Origin of the sequence: Paracoccus sp. IB05 (assembly GCF_016405985.1) — a bacterium.
Classification (GTDB): domain Bacteria; phylum Pseudomonadota; class Alphaproteobacteria; order Rhodobacterales; family Rhodobacteraceae; genus Pseudogemmobacter.
In genome coordinates this window covers 23,604-40,690 of sequence record NZ_JAEFCF010000033.1, presented here as the reverse complement: position 1 = coordinate 40,690, position 17,087 = coordinate 23,604, and the positions used below count along the sequence as shown (strand labels likewise).

The 17,087-nt window shown below is 63.3% G+C and carries 19 protein-coding genes; 2 read left to right on the top strand and 17 right to left on the bottom strand.

Going from position 1 to position 17,087, the window contains the following annotated elements; genetic code table 11:
* Nucleotides 1-37: 37 nt before the first annotated feature.
* From JC607_RS18735 to JC607_RS18700, 8 genes are all read right to left on the bottom strand, one after another.
* Nucleotides 38-1,183, bottom strand: a complete 1,146-nt coding sequence (locus JC607_RS18735) for an alpha-hydroxy acid oxidase (RefSeq protein WP_198838413.1) — start codon at nucleotides 1,181-1,183, stop codon at nucleotides 38-40.
* Between the two features lie 15 nt (nucleotides 1,184-1,198).
* A complete protein-coding gene (locus tag JC607_RS18730) occupies nucleotides 1,199-2,161 on the bottom strand; it encodes an ABC transporter permease (protein ID WP_198838412.1) in 963 nt (320 codons plus the stop codon).
* Nucleotides 2,158-3,090 carry an ABC transporter permease gene (locus JC607_RS18725; protein ID WP_198838411.1) on the bottom strand — a complete coding sequence of 311 codons (933 nt, stop codon included), beginning with the start codon at nucleotides 3,088-3,090 and terminating at the stop codon, nucleotides 2,158-2,160. Before JC607_RS18725 ends, JC607_RS18730 begins: the two co-directional genes overlap by 4 nt.
* Nucleotides 3,090-3,809: an ATP-binding cassette domain-containing protein gene (locus JC607_RS18720; protein ID WP_198838410.1), complete on the bottom strand. Its 720-nt coding sequence runs from the start codon at nucleotides 3,807-3,809 to the stop codon at nucleotides 3,090-3,092. The genes JC607_RS18725 and JC607_RS18720 overlap by 1 nt, the downstream gene beginning before the upstream one ends.
* Nucleotides 3,802-4,530, bottom strand: a complete 729-nt coding sequence (locus tag JC607_RS18715; protein ID WP_198838409.1) for an ATP-binding cassette domain-containing protein — start codon at nucleotides 4,528-4,530, stop codon at nucleotides 3,802-3,804. The genes JC607_RS18720 and JC607_RS18715 overlap by 8 nt, the downstream gene beginning before the upstream one ends.
* A 58-nt stretch (nucleotides 4,531-4,588) precedes the next feature.
* Entirely contained in the window at nucleotides 4,589-5,776 is a 1,188-nt protein-coding gene (locus tag JC607_RS18710; RefSeq protein ID WP_198838408.1) for a substrate-binding domain-containing protein, read from the bottom strand.
* Between the two features lie 67 nt (nucleotides 5,777-5,843).
* Complete coding sequence (locus JC607_RS18705; RefSeq protein WP_198838407.1) at nucleotides 5,844-6,968, bottom strand: extracellular solute-binding protein; 1,125 nt, start codon at nucleotides 6,966-6,968, stop codon at nucleotides 5,844-5,846.
* Complete coding sequence (locus JC607_RS18700; RefSeq protein ID WP_198838406.1) at nucleotides 6,965-8,128, bottom strand: CaiB/BaiF CoA-transferase family protein; 1,164 nt, start codon at nucleotides 8,126-8,128, stop codon at nucleotides 6,965-6,967. The genes JC607_RS18705 and JC607_RS18700 overlap by 4 nt, the downstream gene beginning before the upstream one ends.
* Nucleotides 8,129-8,310: 182 nt before the next feature.
* On the opposite strand from JC607_RS18700, the gene JC607_RS18695 reads away from it, so the two are divergent.
* A complete protein-coding gene (locus JC607_RS18695; protein WP_198838405.1) occupies nucleotides 8,311-8,820 on the top strand; it encodes a hypothetical protein in 510 nt (169 codons plus the stop codon).
* Between the two features lie 6 nt (nucleotides 8,821-8,826).
* Here the strand turns inward: JC607_RS18695 and JC607_RS18690 are convergent, their stop codons facing one another.
* Entirely contained in the window at nucleotides 8,827-9,597 is a 771-nt protein-coding gene (locus JC607_RS18690) for an IclR family transcriptional regulator (RefSeq protein ID WP_198838404.1), read from the bottom strand.
* A 144-nt stretch (nucleotides 9,598-9,741) separates the two neighbouring features.
* Between JC607_RS18690 and JC607_RS18685 the strand changes: the two genes are divergently transcribed.
* The gene (locus JC607_RS18685; protein WP_198838403.1) at nucleotides 9,742-10,842 is read left to right on the top strand and encodes a lactonase family protein; all 1,101 of its coding nucleotides are present in this window, start codon (nucleotides 9,742-9,744) and stop codon (nucleotides 10,840-10,842) included.
* 170 nt (nucleotides 10,843-11,012) lie between these two features.
* Here the strand turns inward: JC607_RS18685 and JC607_RS18680 are convergent, their stop codons facing one another.
* From JC607_RS18680 to JC607_RS18645, 8 genes are read right to left on the bottom strand one after another with little or no spacing between them, the layout of a single operon-like run.
* Entirely contained in the window at nucleotides 11,013-11,852 is an 840-nt protein-coding gene (locus JC607_RS18680) for a fumarylacetoacetate hydrolase family protein (RefSeq protein WP_198838402.1), read from the bottom strand.
* A gap of 14 nt (nucleotides 11,853-11,866) precedes the next feature.
* Nucleotides 11,867-12,607, bottom strand: coding sequence for an SDR family oxidoreductase (locus tag JC607_RS18675; protein ID WP_198838401.1), 741 nt, complete (start codon nucleotides 12,605-12,607; stop codon nucleotides 11,867-11,869).
* 8 nt (nucleotides 12,608-12,615) lie between these two features.
* Complete coding sequence (locus tag JC607_RS18670) at nucleotides 12,616-13,830, bottom strand: UxaA family hydrolase (RefSeq protein ID WP_198838400.1); 1,215 nt, start codon at nucleotides 13,828-13,830, stop codon at nucleotides 12,616-12,618.
* Nucleotides 13,827-14,156 (bottom strand): UxaA family hydrolase, encoded by a 330-nt coding sequence (locus JC607_RS18665; protein ID WP_198838399.1) that lies wholly within the window; start codon nucleotides 14,154-14,156, stop codon nucleotides 13,827-13,829. The genes JC607_RS18670 and JC607_RS18665 overlap by 4 nt, the downstream gene beginning before the upstream one ends.
* Nucleotides 14,153-14,599 (bottom strand): MaoC/PaaZ C-terminal domain-containing protein, encoded by a 447-nt coding sequence (locus JC607_RS18660; protein ID WP_198838398.1) that lies wholly within the window; start codon nucleotides 14,597-14,599, stop codon nucleotides 14,153-14,155. Before JC607_RS18660 ends, JC607_RS18665 begins: the two co-directional genes overlap by 4 nt.
* The gene (locus tag JC607_RS18655) at nucleotides 14,592-15,647 is read right to left on the bottom strand and encodes a Gfo/Idh/MocA family protein (protein WP_198838397.1); all 1,056 of its coding nucleotides are present in this window, start codon (nucleotides 15,645-15,647) and stop codon (nucleotides 14,592-14,594) included. Before JC607_RS18655 ends, JC607_RS18660 begins: the two co-directional genes overlap by 8 nt.
* Complete coding sequence (locus tag JC607_RS18650; RefSeq protein WP_198838396.1) at nucleotides 15,640-15,969, bottom strand: L-rhamnose mutarotase; 330 nt, start codon at nucleotides 15,967-15,969, stop codon at nucleotides 15,640-15,642. The genes JC607_RS18655 and JC607_RS18650 overlap by 8 nt, the downstream gene beginning before the upstream one ends.
* Nucleotides 15,966-17,084: a mandelate racemase/muconate lactonizing enzyme family protein gene (locus JC607_RS18645; protein WP_198838395.1), complete on the bottom strand. Its 1,119-nt coding sequence runs from the start codon at nucleotides 17,082-17,084 to the stop codon at nucleotides 15,966-15,968. The genes JC607_RS18650 and JC607_RS18645 overlap by 4 nt, the downstream gene beginning before the upstream one ends.
* Nucleotides 17,085-17,087 lie beyond the last annotated feature (3 nt).

The window sequence follows — 17,087 nt, the reverse complement described above, 5'->3', positions numbered from 1 at the left end:
ATCAGCCCCCCCGATTCCCCCGCCCTGTTATCCGCCCTCAGCGAAATCGCAGATTGTCGCGGTTCAGCTCAGATATGCTCTTCGCGCCCATCAGGCGCATGTCGCGGGTCAGTTCGGCCTTCATCTGGCCAAGGGCGCGTTCGATCCCCGCCTGCCCTGCCGCTGCCAGCGCGAACAGGTAGAACCGCCCAAGACCCACCGCCTTCGCCCCAAGGCTCAGCGCTTTCAGCACATGCGTCCCGCGCTGGATGCCGCCGTCGATCATCACATCGAGCCGGTCGCCCACCGTCTGCACCACCTCATCCAGCTGATCAAAGCCGGAGCGCGAGCCGTCAAGCTGCCGCCCGCCATGGTTCGACAAAACGATCCCGGAACAGCCGATATCGGCAGCGCGGCGGGCGTCGTCAGAGCTCATCACGCCCTTCAGACAGAATTCGCCACCCCATTCTTCGCGGAGCTGTTCCACATCATCCCAGGTCATCGACGGGTCGAGCATCTCGGTGAAATAGCGCCCGATGGTCAGGCTGTCGCCCTTCATATCGATATGGGCATCCAGCTGCGGCAGGCTGAACTTCTCATGGGTGACATAATTGATCCCCCAGGCCGGTTTGATCGCAAACTGGAACATACCGCCCAGCGTGAGCCGGAAGGGGATCGAAAAACCGGTGCGCAGATCGCGCTCGCGATTGCCGCCGGTGATGCTGTCCACCGTCAGCATCATGACATTGATGCCGGCCTCTTTCGCCGATTGCATCATGGCGCGGTTCAGGCCCCGGTCCTTGTGGAAATAGAACTGGTAGACCTGCGGGCTGCGATGCTTTTCGCGCAGTTCCTGCAGGGAAACGGTGCCCAGAGATGAACAGCCGAACATGGTGCCATAGGCCTCGGCCGCGGCACCGGTCGCGCGTTCGCCCCTGTGGTGAAAGAGCCGCTGCAGCGCGGTCGGCGACAGATAGACCGGCAGGTCCAGCTTTTGCCCCATCACCGTGGTCGAAAGGTCAATCTCCTCGACCCCGCGCAGGACATTCGGCACCAGATCGACGCTTTCAAAGGCTGCCGTATTGCGGCGCAGTGTCACCTCATCATCGGCCGCGCCGTCGATATAGTTAAAGATCGGCCCCGGCAGGCGACGTTTCGCCAGACGGCGGAAGTCGTGAAAATTGTGGCAATCGCTCAGACGCATAAGACGGGTTCCGGTTCAGACGGTTGTGCGGAAATGGCGCTCCCGCCCATAAAGCGAGACGAGCAGCAGGATGATCGCGCCGAACGCAGCCTGTACCGAGGCAGGCGAAAAGTTCAAGCCGATCAGAAGCGTATTGATTTCGGTCAGAACCAGCACGCCGGCCAGGGTGCCGATGTAACTGCCGCGCCCGCCCACCAGGGCCGCCCCTCCGACCACGACCGCCGCGATGGTCTGGAACAGATAGGGCTGACCGACATCGCCGTAAGCGGACCCGGTAAAGCCCAGAAGCAGGATCCCCGCCAGCGCCGCGAAAAACGCCGATGCGGCAAAAGTCGAGGTCCAGACCCAGAGCGGATTGATCAGCGCATATGGCGCCGCGCCGGGGTTCGCGCCAAGCGCATAGAGACGGCGGCCCCAGGGCGTCCGCTCCAGCACCAGAACGATAAGGAGGGTCATCACCAGCAAGGCCGGGATCAGCGCCGGCACCGGCAACGGGCCAAAGGATCCCCCGATCGACACGAAAGACGACACCGCCTTTGGGGCCGATCCCGTCGGGAAGCCCTTGGTCCAGATCAGCACAAGACCCTGAACGATCATGCCGATGCCCAGCGTCACAATGAGCGGATGGATGTTCAGCCCGCGCGACAAAGCGCCATTCAGCGCACCGATGAGGATCGCGAGGCCAAAGACCACAAGGCAAACCAGCCCGAAATGCCAGCCCTGTCCGTAAAGCTGCGCCGCCGTCACATTGGCAAAGCCGATGATGAAGGGGATCGAGAGGTCGATGCCACCAAGGATCACCACCAGCGTCTGCCCGACCGAGGCCACTGCGAGCAGCGCGGCGATGACCAGCAGCGCCCGGATCGCAAAGGGCGCCGAATAGCCCGGAATCAACACGGTCCCGATCAGATGCAGCAGTGCCGCGACCAGAAAGGCACCGATGATCCGCGCCTTCATTCCTGTGAGATACCGGCTCATGCATGGCTCCTTTTCGTGCCGCGATCCTGGAACGCGATCAGCACGACCGCCGTGACAAGGATCGCGCCATAAGCGACCTGCAAGACATAGGTCGAGACGTTGAATGCGGTCAGCAGGCTTTGCAGCAGGAAGATGTCAAAGGCGCCGATGGCCGCGCCCAGCAGTCCGCCCTTGCCGCCCGCGAGGCTGACGCCGCCAAGCGCCACGGCGGCAATCGCGATCAGCGTGTAATTCGCGCCCACTTTCGGGTCGGCCGATCCGATCAGCGCGGTCAGCATCATCCCCGCCGCCGCCGCCAGCATGCCGGTGATCACATAAGCCAGAAAGCGGACCAGCGAGACCGGCACCCCGGCGGTATAGGCCGCACGGTCGTCTGAGCCCACCGCCATCAGCTGATCATGAAACGGCGTACGGCTTAAGCCCCACCACAAAAGCCCGATCACGCCCAGCGGCAGGAAACTCCAGCCCCCTGCCATCGCCTTCAGCCAGTCCGGCGCCGGGCCGACGGGCGCAGGCAGAATGGTCAGCGTCAGCCCGCCAAGGATCAGATAAGTGCCCAAAGTCGCCACGATGGGCTGCACCCGCACGATCACCGCCATGAACCCGTTGAACGCGCCGATCAGTGCCCCGATCAGAAGCGCAGCCGGCCAGAGGATCAGGGGTGAGCTCAGCCCGTGATCAAGATAGAGCACCTTGATCACTACTGCCGAGACCAGCGCCATCACCGGGCCGACAGAGATATCGATGCCGCCGCGCCCCGCAAGGATCACCGGGGTAGAGGCCAGAGCCGCCCCGATCAGTGGCGCGGCCATGCCCAGAAGCGTGCCCCAGGCCGCCGGATGAAACCGCGCCGGGTTCATCACCAGGTTGGCGACAAGCAGCACCACGAGAATGGCAATGGCGAATGTATAGCGCCCAAGAACCCGCATCAGCCTGCCCTCCCGAACATGGCGGCAATCACCTGATCGGTCTGCATCGCCTCTCCTGACAGTTCCGCTGCCAGACCGTGGTCACGGAAGACCAGGACGCGGTGACACAAAGCGAGGATCTCCTCGATCTCGGAGGAGAGGATCACCAGCACCATCCCCTCGCCCGCCAGATCGCGGAACAGATCATAAAGCAGATGCCGCGTCGCCACATCGACACCGCGCGTCGGGTCGTTCAGCAACAGGACCTCCGGCTCGCGCGCCAGAGCCCGCGCCAGCAACACCTTTTGCTGATTGCCGCCGGAAAGTGCGGTGATCGGCGCTTCGGGGGATGGCGCCCTGATCTGCAACCGCTCGCGCCAGATCTCATACCGGGCACGGCGCGCAGCGGGCGAGATCAGCGGGCCGCGCCGGTCACGCCCGGCGGTGGCAATCGCGAAATTGTCGAGGATCGAGAGGCCAGGAAAAATCCCCGTCGCGCGACGGTCACGCGGCACATAGACGATGCGGGCACGTTCCGCGTCACGGAAGCTGCCGATTCGCTGGCCGTTCAGCGCGACCTCGCCGCCGCTTTTTTCAAGCCCTGTCAGACTGCGCAGAAAGGCATCCTGGCCGTGGCCGTCGAGGCCGGCGAGGCCAAGGATCTCGCCTGCGCCGATGGTCGCCGAAAAGGCACGCGCGCCCGGGCGCAGCATCAGGCCGGTTGCACTCAGATCAGCCATGACGGCCTCCTTCCGGCGCCATCAGGCTCAAAAGCCCTGAAGGCGTTGCATCAGCGCGCGGGCCGGAACGCACGACCTGCCCCGAACGCAGCACGGAAATATCATCCGACAGCGCCATGACCTCATCCATCCGGTGGGTGATGAACAGAAGCGTCGCGCCCGAAGCCGCGCTGCGCTTCATGAAGGCGAAGACGGAATCGCGGTCGGCAAAATCAAGCGCGGCGGTGATCTCATCAAGGATCAGCACCTTTGGCGCGCGCGCAACCGCGCGGGCGAGCACCACCAGCTGCTGCGCCGCCAGCGGCAATGTGCCCGCCAGCGCCTCGGGGTCAATCTTTGTACAGGCAAAGCGCGACAACAGCTCTGCGGCCCGGGCGGCACGGCCCGACCGCGGGATATGGCGGCGGAAAAACCCGTCAAGCCCCAGCAGAATATTGTCTTTGACCGACCGGTCCGGCGCGATCAGCACCTCCTGGAAAGCGGTGGCGAAACCGGCCTCGCGAAAACCGGCGGGGCTGCGGGCCGTGATCTCGCGCCCCTCCATCCGGATCGTGCCATTGTCGGGGGCCACGATGCCTGACAGCAGTTTCACAAGCGTCGATTTCCCCGAGCCGTTTTCACCGAGAATCGTGTGGATGGTGCCGGGGCGGAAGGTGATTGTGGCCCCGCTCAGCGCCAGCGTCTCGCCATAGCGCTTTGTCAGGCCGGAAATCTCCAGCATGGTCCTGTCTTTCTTTTGACCGCGCGCCCGTCCTCGGACGCGCGGCTTGATGGCGGGATCAGTTGGCGCAGGCGCCGGGGGTCTTCGCGTAATCCCAGGCCGGGCTCGGGGCGGGATTCGTGAAATAGGCATCAAGCCAGTCTTCCGGCATCGGATCGGTCGGCGGCACCGGGAAAACCGACACTGCGTCGGGCGTCATGCAATCCTGGTACCAGGTCGCCAGATCCGCCTCATGCACCGGCGGCAGCGGGATCATCAGCGTGTTCAGGACCGGCTTTTGCCCATCCATGATCCGCGCGGCGGTACGGTAAAGCGTTTGCGCCGTCCAGCCCGGCAGAACGGCATGGCCCTCGAAGCGGAAGCCCTCGGGGCTGGCCTTCCAGTAGCCAAGCGCATCCCCGGTGATGGATGCCGTGATCACCGGCACCGGGCGACCGGCTTCGGCGAAAGCCTCGGCGATGACGCGGCTTTCGGACCCCGCCGACCAGACGGCGTCAATCGGCGCCGGATTGGTGGCAAGCGTTTGCAGCACAACGGTTTTGGTGACATTCGCCGTCCAGTCACCATTGACGACCCGGGCGATTTTCAGGTTCGGATGTCCGGCCATGGCCGCATCGGCGCCGGCGCGTTCCTGGGCCACAATCGGATGGCCTGCGATGCCTTCAACGATCAGCACATTGCCACCGTCGGGCAACGCGCGGCCGATCGCATCCATCATCTCATAGCCCCAGCGGGAATAGTTGCTGTCGACATTCACCGCCGAAGGCGCGGTGACCGAACCCGCCGCCGTCACAAAGGGGATGCCCGCCGCTGCCGCCGCCGCAATCGCCTCGTCAAGCCCGGTGGCCGAGCCCGGGATCGAGGTGATCACGCCGCAGCCCTTGTCGATGAAAGCGCGGATCTGGCTGATCTGCTGGCCGACATCGCCATTGGAATCCGAGATCTCGAAATCCGAGACCACGCCCTCGGCGATCAGCCCGTCCACAAGGCGCTTCAGCTCATTGGTGACCGAAACGCGCCAGGGGTTGCCCTGATAGCTTTCGGAATGGCACCATTTGTAAGGCTTTGCTTTCGGGGTGAAATCCGCGAGCGGCGCGGTGGCGATGGCCTGAGGGGCACCCTCATATTGTGACTTCAGCCCCTCGGGCAAAGCCGCGATCACCTCTTCCACCGATTGCGCGAATACCGGCATCGCGAATGCCGTCAGTGCCGTCGCCGCGCAGAGCCGCGCCATTCTCTTCGTCATCGGGTTCCTCCTCCCTGAATTACGCCGGCCGGATTGTGTGTTCCGGCGCAGCGGTGATCTTTCGCCGTCAGAAGCTCTCCCGGAACAACCGGTTGATATCGGCAATCACCGGGCCGGCGCTCTCGCGCGCGGCCAGCCCTTCGGTGATGCGGGTCGATGCGGCGTGCTGGAAGGCCATATAGCCGTCATGGCGCGGCCGGACCCAGGCGCCTTCCAGCGTGGCCCGGGTGGCGCGGTAGAAATCCGAAGTGGCGGCGTTGACCGTTTCGTCCTGCCAGGCCCCGGCATGACCGGGCTGGCCGCCAGAGGCCGCAAATACCCCCTTCTGCACCGCATCCGAGGCGATCCAGTACGCGAAATCCACCGCCGCATCCCGCGCCCCGGAAAAGGCCGAGACCGCGATTCCGGTGCCGCCAAGCGCGGATCCGACCGGGCCATTTGCGCCCGCCACCGGCATATCGGCAAAGCGGATCAGCCGGGGGCGGAAACCGGGAATGGCATAATTGACATAGCCATAGATCAGCGGTGCCACCGCAATCCGGCTTTCAGGCCGCGCCATTTCCTCGAAAACCGCAATCGGATCCTGGCCCGAACAGGCCGGTTCGACCAGATCCGCGATTTCGCGCAGCATCTCCCAGACCGCGGCGCCGGTTGCGGGGGCGATGATCTCTTCCCCTGTCACCTGGCAGGGCCTGCCGATATTGCCTGCAAGCGTGTAAAGCGACATCAGCGAATGCGGCGGGCGCAGCGGCAGTGCCACCCGACCCTCTTTCGCCAGCGCCACCACTTCGGCCCAGCTGGCGGGCGGCGCGTCGATCAGATCCGGGCGAAAGGCCAGCACCTGGGTCGCGGCGTCTATCGGAAAGGCCCATTGCCGGCCCTGCCAGGTATAGCTTGCAAAGCTCGCGCCAACGGAGCCGGCCGCCAGCGCGGCAAGCTCGGCCTCGCGGCCCGGCAGGTCCAGCGGGGTCAGACAGGTCTCGCGGGTGATCTGGCCGACATTTGGATGGTCGATCACGATCAGATCATAGGCGCGGGCAAGGTCTTCGACCGGGAAGCTCTCGAAATCCTGGAGCGAGCGCTTTTCCCAGGTGATCTCGACGCCCTGCTCGGCCGCCCAGACCGCCGAACAGGCGACCATCGGATCATAGCCGCGCGGATGGCTCCAGGTCATGCCTTTAAGCTTAATCACAGGCCGAACTCCTTACGGATGGCGGCGGAATGGGCGCCGATCAGCGGGGCTGCACCGGGTTTGGCGGGGCGGTGCCCGTTCAGCCGCATCGGCAGGCGGGTCGTCTCGATGGAAACGCCATCTTCGCGGGTCACGGTATGGAGCATGTCGAGAACGCGCATCCCCTCGGAGGCCAGGAGTTCCGGCCAGTCGAGCACTTTGGCGCACCAGATATCCGCCGGCTCCAGCACCGAAAGCCAGTGGTCGACGCTTTCGGTCGCGACCTTGTCGGATATCAGCCGCTTGATCGTATCGCGCTGCGAGAAGGCCAGTTTCGGGTCGTCCCGATAGGGCGCGAGGCTTTCGATCCCCATCAGGTCAGCCAGCCGCGCGATCGGCGTCATCGCAATCGCCAGCCAGCCATCCTTTGCCTCATAAACCCCGTAAGGCGCCGAGAGATAGGCATGGGCCGAGCGGTATTCCGACCGTTTCGGCACCCGGCGACCGTCATTCAGATGGGTCGTCAGCACCTCGAACTGAAAGTCGATCAGCGCCTCCATCAGCGAGGTCTGGACATGCATCCCCTTGCCGGTGATGCCCTTCCTGACAAGCCCCGCAAGAATGCCCTGACAGCAGGCCGCACCGGCCAGCATATCGGCCACCGCAAGGCCGAAAGGCACCGGCCCCTGCCCCTCATCGCCATTGAGCCACATCAGCCCCGACCGCGCCTGCGCCAGCAGATCCTGCCCCGGCCGCATCACCCAGGGGCCCTCATCGCCATAGCCCGAGATCGAGGCATAGACGAGCGCCGGATTGATCGCGCGCACCGCGTCATAATCGAGGCCGAGGCGTTCGATCACGCCGGGGCGGAAATTCTGGATCAGCACATCAGCCTTGCCGATGAGCTTCCTCAGTGCCGCCAGATCGGCGGGGTCTTTCATATTGATCGCAAGGCTTTCCTTGCCGCGATTGATCGCGTGGAAAATCGTCGAATCACCGCCGATCTCGGTATCCGACAGATAGAGACGGCGCGACAGATCGCCGCCATCCGGGCGCTCGATCTTGATCACCCGCGCGCCAAGATCCGCCAGCCTGAGCGAGCAATAGGGGCCAGAGAGGAACTGGCTCATATCCAGCACGACAAGCCCCTCAAGAGGCAGCGTCACAGTTTCGGTCGTCATGGATTCCCCCCCCCTGCCGCGCCCGTCCCAAAGGCGCCCTGCATTTCGTATGTGAAGGATAATTTCATTTATGGAAGATTGCCGCAAGCCTGAAAACCGCACATGCCTGGCGAAACTGCCGGCGATTGACGCAGCCGACCGAACTGCGACATTGCTGCGCAAACAGCGGCGGGAGGGCTGACATGCGTTTGACGACGGTCCTGATCGGGCTGGCGCTGCCACTGGCGGCTTGCCGGCCGGAAGAGTCTGTCTCGGTCTCCCTGCCCGATGGCGCGCAGGTCGCAATGACACTGCAGCCGCTCATAAGCCTGCAGAGCGACTGGTCCCGTCGGATCGAGATCGCCCACAACGGAACGCGTGTCAGCAGCCCCCTGGCGGAGGATACCGGCTGGTGGCGTGGCTCCGGCCTTTATCTGCACCGCTCCGGTGTCTATGTGCTGCATGAGGGCCAGGGGGGCTGTGTGATCTTTACAACCTCACCACCCGCTTTCACCCGATCCGCCGCAATCTCCTGCGAGAAGACTTCCCCTTCCCCGACCGATCTGGAACCCCATGAAGGCTTTCCGGTCTCGCGCTTTTACCCGGGGCTTTTTTACATCGGCACCTTCAGCGAGCCTCGCCATGACCAGACCGGCCCGCAGTTCACCGACCACCGCGCCGGGCCAGAGCCTGAGCTGCCCGAAAGCCTCTGATCAGGGTCAGTCCGCCGCCTCGCCCGGGCTGGAAATCTCGCGACAGGTTTCCACCAGGATCCGCAAAACGCGGTCGCGATCAGGCGCATTCGGGTTTTCCAGCCGCCGCACGAAGGGACAGGTCAGCACCGCCTGCACCGCACCATTGGCCCCAAGGATCGGCACCGAAAGGTTGGCCACGGCCGGGGTCTGCTGGCTTTCCATCGACTCATAGCCCTGACGGCGCACATCTCTGAGCCGCTCTTCCAGCCCGGGCGGCGCAACCTCATAGGGCATCGGCTCGTGCTCCTCATACATCAGCGCCTTTTCCTCGGGCGAGGCGAAGGCGAGGAACACATGCCCCGAGCCGGAATTCACCAGCCCGATCTGCGCCCCGACCCGGATGGTGACACCCCAATAGCCCGGCGCCTCGACCTGAGCGATGATCACCAGATCGCCACGGTCGTATTTCACCAGATGGCAGGCCTGTTCCGCCGCATTGGTAAAACGCCGCATCGCCGGCATGGCCTGAGCGATCAGACGGCGGATCTGCGGGCGCTGATGGGCGATCAGGAAAAGCTTCATTGTCAGCTGATAACTGTCGCCATGGCGCGAGACATAGCCCCTGCGCGCCAGCCGGTCGAGCATCCGGTAAAGCTCGGTCGGCGACCGCCCGAGCGCGGTGGCGATGTCTTTCAGCGTCATCCCCTCTTCGCGTGCCGCCAGCAGCTCGATCATGTCGAGCCCCTTGTCCAGCGCCGGCGCCCGGTAGCGGCCTTCGTCTTCAATGTCACTCATGGTTTTACCTGTGAAATCCTGCACCGTGATGCTACGAATTGACGCGAAGAGGTCAACGGGGTTTACTGACAACATAAAATTTTAAATATGGAATACGCCCGCGCAGGAACCAGCGCGAGGCCGTATTTCAAAGGGAGGAAAGAAATGGCCGCAGAACTGCTTCTGGTCATCGGCACCCTGAACCGCGAGACCCCCTATTTCCAGGGCGCGCGCGGTGACGGGCTCCATGTCTTTGCCTTTGACGAATCACTGCTGACCTTCGCGCCGCGCGCGCATTTCCCCGGGATCGACAACCCGACCTTCCTTTCGGTCACGCCGGACGGGCGCCATATCTATGCCAGTTCCGAAGTGGCCGAATGGCGCGAGGGGCTGGTCACCGCGTTCCGCTATGACCACAGGGACCAGCGCCTGACTTACCTGAACACCCAGCCAGGCCTTGGCAGCATCACCGCCCATAGCCTGATCTCGCGCGATGGCAGGCGGCTTTACGTGGTGAATTATACCGTGGGCGAAGGCGGGCCCGACCAGTCGCTGGTGGTGTTCGACATCCGCGAGGATGGCAGCCTCTCGCCGGCGGTGGGTGCCGCAGCGCATGAAGGCCAGGGCCCGGACCCCGACCGCCAGGAGCGCGCGCATGCCCATAGCGTGGCCGAAACCGCCGATGGACAGCTGATCGTCGCCGATCTGGGAATGGACGCGCTCGTGAGCTACCGGATCGACGCGGCTGGCAGACCGGAGCGACTGTCGCTCACCCCCACCCGCCCCGGCTCCGGCCCAAGACATATGGCGCTGAGCCCGTGTGGTCATTTCCTCTTTGCAATCAATGAACTCGATTCTTCGATCACCTCATATCGCCGTGACGGGACCACGGGTGAGCTCGCTGAAACAGACCACCGCCATACGGTTCCGGAGGATGCCCTGTCAGGGAACCACTGCTCGGATATCCGGATTTCCTCAGATGGCCGCTTTCTCTATGGCGCCAATCGCGGGCATGACAGTATCGTACAGATCGGGGTCGATCCGGCAACGGGGAGGTTCGGGTCACGACATCTGGTAAGCTGCGGCGGCTCCACACCCCGAAATATCGCGCTGACGCCTTCGGGGCGGCATCTCTTCGTTGCCAATCAGAATTCCGACCGGGTGAGTGTGCTGAAGCGCGATGGTGAAAGCGGGGCCCTGTCAGACAGCGGCATATATCTTGAGATCGGCACGCCCATGTGTCTGAAATTCGCCGCCTCAGGCTGAGGCCGGAGCGGGGGGCTTTCTGCCCCCCGGCGCCTGACGGCGCTCCCCCTGAGGATATTTAGAGACAGAAAATGAAAAACAGGCGCCACTTTGCTATTTTCTGTCTCTAAATATCCTCAGGGGGTGAATGAGCCTGAAAGGCTCAGAGGGGGCGCGAGCGCCCCCTTTTCTTACGCATCGTTCTCGCAGATCTGACGCTGGGTGCCGAGGCCTTCGATCCCCAGTTCCACCACATCGCCGGCCTTCAGATAGCGCGGCGGTTTCATACCAAGGCCAACACCGGGGGGGGTGCCGGTCGAGATCACATCACCCGGATGCAGCGTGAAGAATTGCGACAGGTAAGAGACCAGGAACGGGATCTTATAGACCATGGTGGCCGATGTCCCATCCTGCATGGTCTCGCCATTCACCTTCAGCCACATATGCAGCTTGTCATGGTCTTTGACCTCATCCCGCGTCACCAGCCAGGGGCCGATCGGACCGAAATTGTCCGAGCTCTTGCCTTTGGACCACTGGCCCGAGCGCTCGATCTGGTAAGCGCGCTCCGAGACATCGTTGCAGACGCAATATCCTGCGACATGGTCCATCGCATCGGCTTCCGAGACGTATTTCGCGCGTTTGCCGATCACAATCGCAAGCTCGACCTCCCAGTCGGTTTTATCCGATCCGCGCGGGATCAGGATCGGGTCATCCGGCCCGCAGATTGCCGAGGTGTATTTCGCGAAGATCACCGGCTCGGGCGGCACCGCCATGCCGCTTTCAGCCGCGTGGTCGGAATAGTTCAGACCGATACAGATGAATTTGCCGGTCTGGCCGACACAGGCGCCAAGGCGCGGATTGCCCGCAACCAGCGGCAGCGTGGCCGGGTCGATCTTTGCCAGCACCGACAGATCTGCCAGCACATCGCCCGCAATATCAGCCACATGGCCGGAGAGGTCGCGCAGCTTCCCTTCCGCATCAATCAGGCCGGGTTTCTCGGCGCCACGCGCGCCATAACGTACGAGTTTCATAGCAGCTCCTTCGCTCAGGTGGTCCAGCCACCGTCGATGACATGTTCGGTCCCCGTGGTGAAGCCTGCTTCGTCCGAGGCCAGATAGCAGACCAGCGCCGCGATCTCATCGGCCCGGCCCAGCCGCCCCATCGCCTGGCGACCGATAAAGGCTTTCAGCGCGCCCTCATAATCGCCGGTGGCCTTCAGCCGCTCATGCAGGCTGGGGCTGTCGACGGTGCCCGGGCAGATCGCATTGCAGCGGATGCCCTGGGCCACGTAATCGGCGGCCACGGCGCGGGTCAGGCCGACCACAGCGGCCTTGGATGCGGAATAGACGGCCCGGTTGACCGGGCCTTTTTTCGGCCCCGCGACCGAAGACATATTGATGATCGAGCCTTTCCCCTTCGCGATCATCCCCGGCAGCACGGCGCGGATCATGCGGAATTGCGCTTTCGCGTTCAGGTCAAAGGCAAAATCCCATTCAGCCTCGCTCGCCTCAAGCACTGTGCCGTTATGAACGACGCCCGCGCAGTTGAAGAGGATATCGACCGGCCCGATTTCAGCCACCAGCGCGGTGATCGCGCCCGGGTCAAGCACGTTCAGCACTTTCGCGGTGATCCCCGGCAGTCCCGCCAGTTCCGCCACCAGGACCTCATTCACATCGGTCGCGATAACTTCGGCGCCCTCGGCGGCCATGCGTTCGGCGCTGGCGCGGCCGATCCCCTGGCCCGCCGCCGTGATCAGCGCGCGTTTCCCCGCAAGTCTTTGCATCATGTCTCTCCTCAGGCCGCGCCCGGCAGGCAGGCCGGGCCGATGGGCTCAAATGTCTTATAGGTCAGGATGAACTCGCGATGGCCGAGTTCTTCGGATTTCGTCTGTTTCCCCGCCGCCACGGCGACCACCAGGTCACGGATCTCCTGGCCGACTTCGGGGATCGAGCGGACGCCCTCGATGATGTCACCGGCGTTGACGTCCATATCTTCGGCGAGATTGCGATAGGTGTCCGGGTTGGCGCAGATCTTGATCACCGGCGAAATCGCCGAGCCCACGACCGAGCCGCGCCCGGTCACGAACAGCGTCATATGCGCACCCGAGGCGATCATCTCGACGATTTCGGCATTGTCCGAGATATTCGGAAAGCCGAAGCGCACATCGCCATCGGGCACCACATCCATCAGGTAAAGCCCGCCATGGGGCGGCACATCACCGGGTTTGATCAGCCCCGAAATCGGGCTGTCACCGGATTTGACATAGGCCCCGAGCGATTTTTCTTCGATGGTCGACAGCCCGCCTGCCGCATTACCGGCCGCGAAAGACCCATAGCCCAGCGTGGCATAATAGCGCTCGGCCTTATGGACGCTTTCGCGCAAAAGGTTCCCAAGCTCGGGCGTTATCGCGCGTTCGGCCATGATTTCTTCGCAGCCGATCAGCTCGCCGGTTTCCTCGAAAATACAGGCGGCCCCTTCGGCCACCAGCAGGTCAAAGGCCTTGCCTGCCGCCGGATTGCCGGAAATACCGCTCGTCCCGTCCGACCCCCCGCAGACCGTGCCGATGATCAGCTCATCCACCCCCATCCGTACCCGCGGCACTTCGGAAATCTGCGCCAGCGTCTGGCGGATCCAGTCGGCGCCCGCCTGAATCGTCGAACGCGTCCCCCCCGCCCGCTGGATCACCAGCGTTTTCACCGGGCGCCCCGAGGCATCCACCGCATTGGCCGCCCGCACCTTGTCAAAGCTCTCGCATCCCAGAGACACGAACAGCACCGCGCCGACATTCGGATGGGTGCAGAGCTTTTCCATCATCTGCGCGGCATATTCATTCGGGTAGCAGCCGGGGAAACCGATCAGCTGCACCTCGCCCTCATGCGGGGTGTTGCGGAACTGATGCACGATTTCCGAGGCCACGAAATGCGCGCATTCCACCAGATAGGCCACCACCAGCGTATTGCGGATGCCCTTGCGGCCATCATGGCGCAAAAAGGCCTGAATCTCACTCATAAGGACACTCCCGCGCTGCGGCCATCGGCGTCCTGCAACATATGCGTGGGCGTATAGGCCGAGCGGATATTATGGACATGGACATGCTCGCCCGCGCGGATTGCCCCGGTCGCGATGCCGATGGGCATGCCGTATTTCAGGATAACATCGCCTGGTGCGATGTCGTGGCGCGCGATCTTATGGGCCATCGGAATCGGGCGGCTAAGGCGGACCTCGCCGCCTTCCAGCGCAACCACCAGCCCCTCGGGCGAATTCGCGCGGGCGACCAGCACATTGTCTTTGCCGGACAAAAGCAGAAACGGCCCGAATGACGATTTCTCAGTCACTTCTGGCACTCCACCATATAGATATGGTCGGCAACCAGCGCGGTCTCGCCGGTCTGTTTGGTGACGATGACGCGTTCTGTCACGCGGCCAAAACCAGGGCGTTTTTCCATCAGCTCCTTGCCGATGATCTCGACCCGGGATCTGAGCGTATCGCCGATGAACACGGGTTTCACAAAGCGCATCCGGTCGTACCCATAGGAAAACGCGACCGGATTGATGATCGTCGCCGTCAGGCCGACGCCGATGGTGAAGACCATGGTGCCATGCGCGATGCGCTGGCCAAAGGGGAGTGTCTTACAAAATTCTGCATCCAGATGATGCGGGAAGAAATCGCCCGAATGGCCGGCATGAACGACGAAATCGGTCTCGGTGATGGTGCGGCCGACCGTGTCGCGCGCCTCGCCGATCTCGTAATCCTCGTAATATTTCACCTGTTCAAGCATCGGGAGAAGTCCTGATCGGATGCGCCGGAAGGGCGCTGGATTGGTAGGCGGCCTCGACAAGGGCCATAGTGTGCCAGGCATCTTCGGCGCTGCCTTGCAGCTCAGCATCTTCGCCGGTGGCAAAGCGCATCACCTGCGTGATCCGGCCGACGAAAGCCTCGATAAACCAGTTGCCGATCAGCGGGATCTGCCGCCATTCGCCATCTGTGTTCAGCCAGAATTCATCCGGCTCGCCCTTCGGATAATCGAGATTGACGCCGAGCTTCAGGTAAGCCGCGCCCTTCGTGCCGCAGATGCGGAATTCGCAGGCCTGGAACCGGCGGCCAAAGGCGTGATTGTGATTGACCGAAAGGCTGGCGCGGGCGCGTTGCCCGTAATCGAGGATCATCGAAGACCGCGTATTCGACACGGAAGAGGTCGGATGCCCCATGGTTTTCGCGTGAACGCCATCCGGGTTGCCCAGAATATCCCTGACGAAATCAAGATAATGGATCGAATGCAGCAGGATCTCGACCCGCGGCAGATCCTTCAGGAAGGCCCAGAGATGCCAGGGCGTATCCAGCGCGAGCCAGGCGTCGAAATCGACCACTTCGCCCAGCAGGCCCTTCGCGATGGCATCTTTGAGCGCAAGGCTCATCGGCGCGAACCGCAGCTGGAAATTCACCGCCGCCCGGATCTTGCGGGTCCTGAGAATGCGGATGATCTCATCGGCTGCCGCAAGGTCAGACCCCATCGGCTTCTGGATCAGCGCGACGGCGCCTTCGGGCAGCGCATTCAGCACAGCCGGAATCGCGGCGGGCGGTACGGCCAGATCATAGACCACGCCGGTGCCCAGAGCCGTCGCCTCGGCCAGCGAACCATAGGCCACAGCCCCTGGCGGCAGGATCGCGCGGGCCTTGTCCTGGTCGGGATCATAGAGCCCCGCCACGGTGAAACCGGCCTTCGCACAGGCGGGCAGATGCGCATCTGACACGATAGACCCGGCCCCGAAAATCACAATCGGCAGCGCGGTTTTCGGCGGGGTGATGCTCTGGATCAGTTCAGTCATGATGGAAGATCTCCGACATACCGGCCCACCATTCACCATCTGCACGCGTGTCCAGCGGGCGTTGCAGCGGCTTGTTCACCGCCCACCATTTCTGCGTCTCCGGGTCAGCCGCCATCTTCGCCATATCGGCCTCATAATCAGTGCCCGAATATTCGAAATAGGAAAACAACAGGTTCTCCGGCTCTTTCAGGAAGATCGAATAGTTCGAAATGTGACATTCCGAGATCTTCGCGAGCACCGCAGGCCAGACGGCGGCATGGAGGCGCCTATACTCGGCCTTGCCCTCTTCCGAGAGGCCGATGACAGAGGCATGGCGCGTCATGACTGCGCCTCCGTGATGATCAGATGCGAGCCTTCCGAGACGCGGGCCGCAATCGCTTCATGATCCCAGTCAATGCCCAGCCCCGGCGCGACCGGGGCCAGCGCAAGACCGCCTTCGCGTGCCATAGGGGCCGCGATATCGTCGAGCTGCGGGATATATTCCAGCCAGGGCGCATTCGGCACCGCGCAGACCAGCGACACATGCAGTTCCATCAGGAAATGCGGGCAGATCGCCAGGTTATGCGCTTCGGCCATATGGGCGACCTTGAGCCAGGGCGTGATGCCCCCGATCCGCGCCACATCGGCCTGGACGATGCCACAGGCCCCGGCCTGGATGTAATCGGCGAACTGGCCCGGGGAATACATCGACTCGCCCACTGCAATCGGCACGCGGGACTGGCGCGTCAGGCGGGCATGACCCGCGATGTCATCGGCGGGCAACGGCTCTTCAAACCAGGCGATGTTCAGGCGTTCCAAAAGGCCAAGGCGGCGCGAGGCTTCGGGCTGGGTCATCGACTGATTGGCATCGGTCATGATCTCGTAATCATCACCGAGCGCGGCGCGCACCGCCTCCAGCCGGGCGGCGTCACCCGCGACCGTGGGTTTGCCGATCTTGATTTTCGATCCGCGGAACCCTGCCTCGCGCATCGCGAGCGCGTCATCGACCAGCGCCTGCGGCTCCAGATGCAGCCAGCCGCCTTCGGTCGAATACATCGGCACCGAGGGTTTCGCGCCCCCCGCCAGCACATGCAGCGGCAAGCCGGTTTTCACCCCGCGCAGATCCCAGAGCGCGGTGTCAATCGCCGCCTGGGCCAGCGCCATGATCGGGCCAACGGCCGTCGCATGGCTGAGGAACAGCAGATCACGCCAGATCGCCTCGATCATGCCCGCCTCGCGCCCGATCAGCGCGGGCAGGAAGCTGCGCCGCAGCAGTTCCAGCACGGAATGGCCGCCATCGCCGATCGTATAGCTGTAGCCAAGGCCCGACGCGCCATCGGCATCGGTCAGGCGGACGAAAATCGTCTCCTGGCTCTTGAAGGACTGGATCGCATCGGTGCGTTTCACCTTTGGGATCAGGTCAACGATAAAGGCCTCGGCCCGGATGAGTTTCGCCATGGC

Bases quoted from the DNA above. Each gene is read 5' to 3' on its own strand.
- JC607_RS18650 (WP_198838396.1), bottom strand. From the start codon at position 15,969: ATGACGCGCCATGCCTCTGTCATCGGCCTCTCGGAAGAGGGCAAGGCC.
- JC607_RS18660 (WP_198838398.1), bottom strand. From the start codon at position 14,599: ATGCTTGAACAGGTGAAATATTACGAGGATTACGAGATCGGCGAGGCG.
- JC607_RS18720 (WP_198838410.1), bottom strand. From the start codon at position 3,809: ATGGCTGATCTGAGTGCAACCGGCCTGATGCTGCGCCCGGGCGCGCGT.
- JC607_RS18695 (WP_198838405.1), top strand. From the start codon at position 8,311: ATGCGTTTGACGACGGTCCTGATCGGGCTGGCGCTGCCACTGGCGGCT.
- JC607_RS18675 (WP_198838401.1), bottom strand. From the start codon at position 12,607: ATGATGCAAAGACTTGCGGGGAAACGCGCGCTGATCACGGCGGCGGGC.
- JC607_RS18670 (WP_198838400.1), bottom strand. From the start codon at position 13,830: ATGAGTGAGATTCAGGCCTTTTTGCGCCATGATGGCCGCAAGGGCATC.
- JC607_RS18715 (WP_198838409.1), bottom strand. From the start codon at position 4,530: ATGCTGGAGATTTCCGGCCTGACAAAGCGCTATGGCGAGACGCTGGCG.
- JC607_RS18700 (WP_198838406.1), bottom strand. From the start codon at position 8,128: ATGACGACCGAAACTGTGACGCTGCCTCTTGAGGGGCTTGTCGTGCTG.
- JC607_RS18725 (WP_198838411.1), bottom strand. From the start codon at position 3,090: ATGCGGGTTCTTGGGCGCTATACATTCGCCATTGCCATTCTCGTGGTG.
- JC607_RS18690 (WP_198838404.1), bottom strand. From the start codon at position 9,597: ATGAGTGACATTGAAGACGAAGGCCGCTACCGGGCGCCGGCGCTGGAC.
- JC607_RS18735 (WP_198838413.1), bottom strand. From the start codon at position 1,183: ATGCGTCTGAGCGATTGCCACAATTTTCACGACTTCCGCCGTCTGGCG.
- JC607_RS18730 (WP_198838412.1), bottom strand. From the start codon at position 2,161: ATGAGCCGGTATCTCACAGGAATGAAGGCGCGGATCATCGGTGCCTTT.
- JC607_RS18655 (WP_198838397.1), bottom strand. From the start codon at position 15,647: ATGACTGAACTGATCCAGAGCATCACCCCGCCGAAAACCGCGCTGCCG.
- JC607_RS18680 (WP_198838402.1), bottom strand. From the start codon at position 11,852: ATGAAACTCGTACGTTATGGCGCGCGTGGCGCCGAGAAACCCGGCCTG.
- JC607_RS18645 (WP_198838395.1), bottom strand. From the start codon at position 17,084: ATGGCGAAACTCATCCGGGCCGAGGCCTTTATCGTTGACCTGATCCCA.
- JC607_RS18710 (WP_198838408.1), bottom strand. From the start codon at position 5,776: ATGACGAAGAGAATGGCGCGGCTCTGCGCGGCGACGGCACTGACGGCA.
- JC607_RS18685 (WP_198838403.1), top strand. From the start codon at position 9,742: ATGGCCGCAGAACTGCTTCTGGTCATCGGCACCCTGAACCGCGAGACC.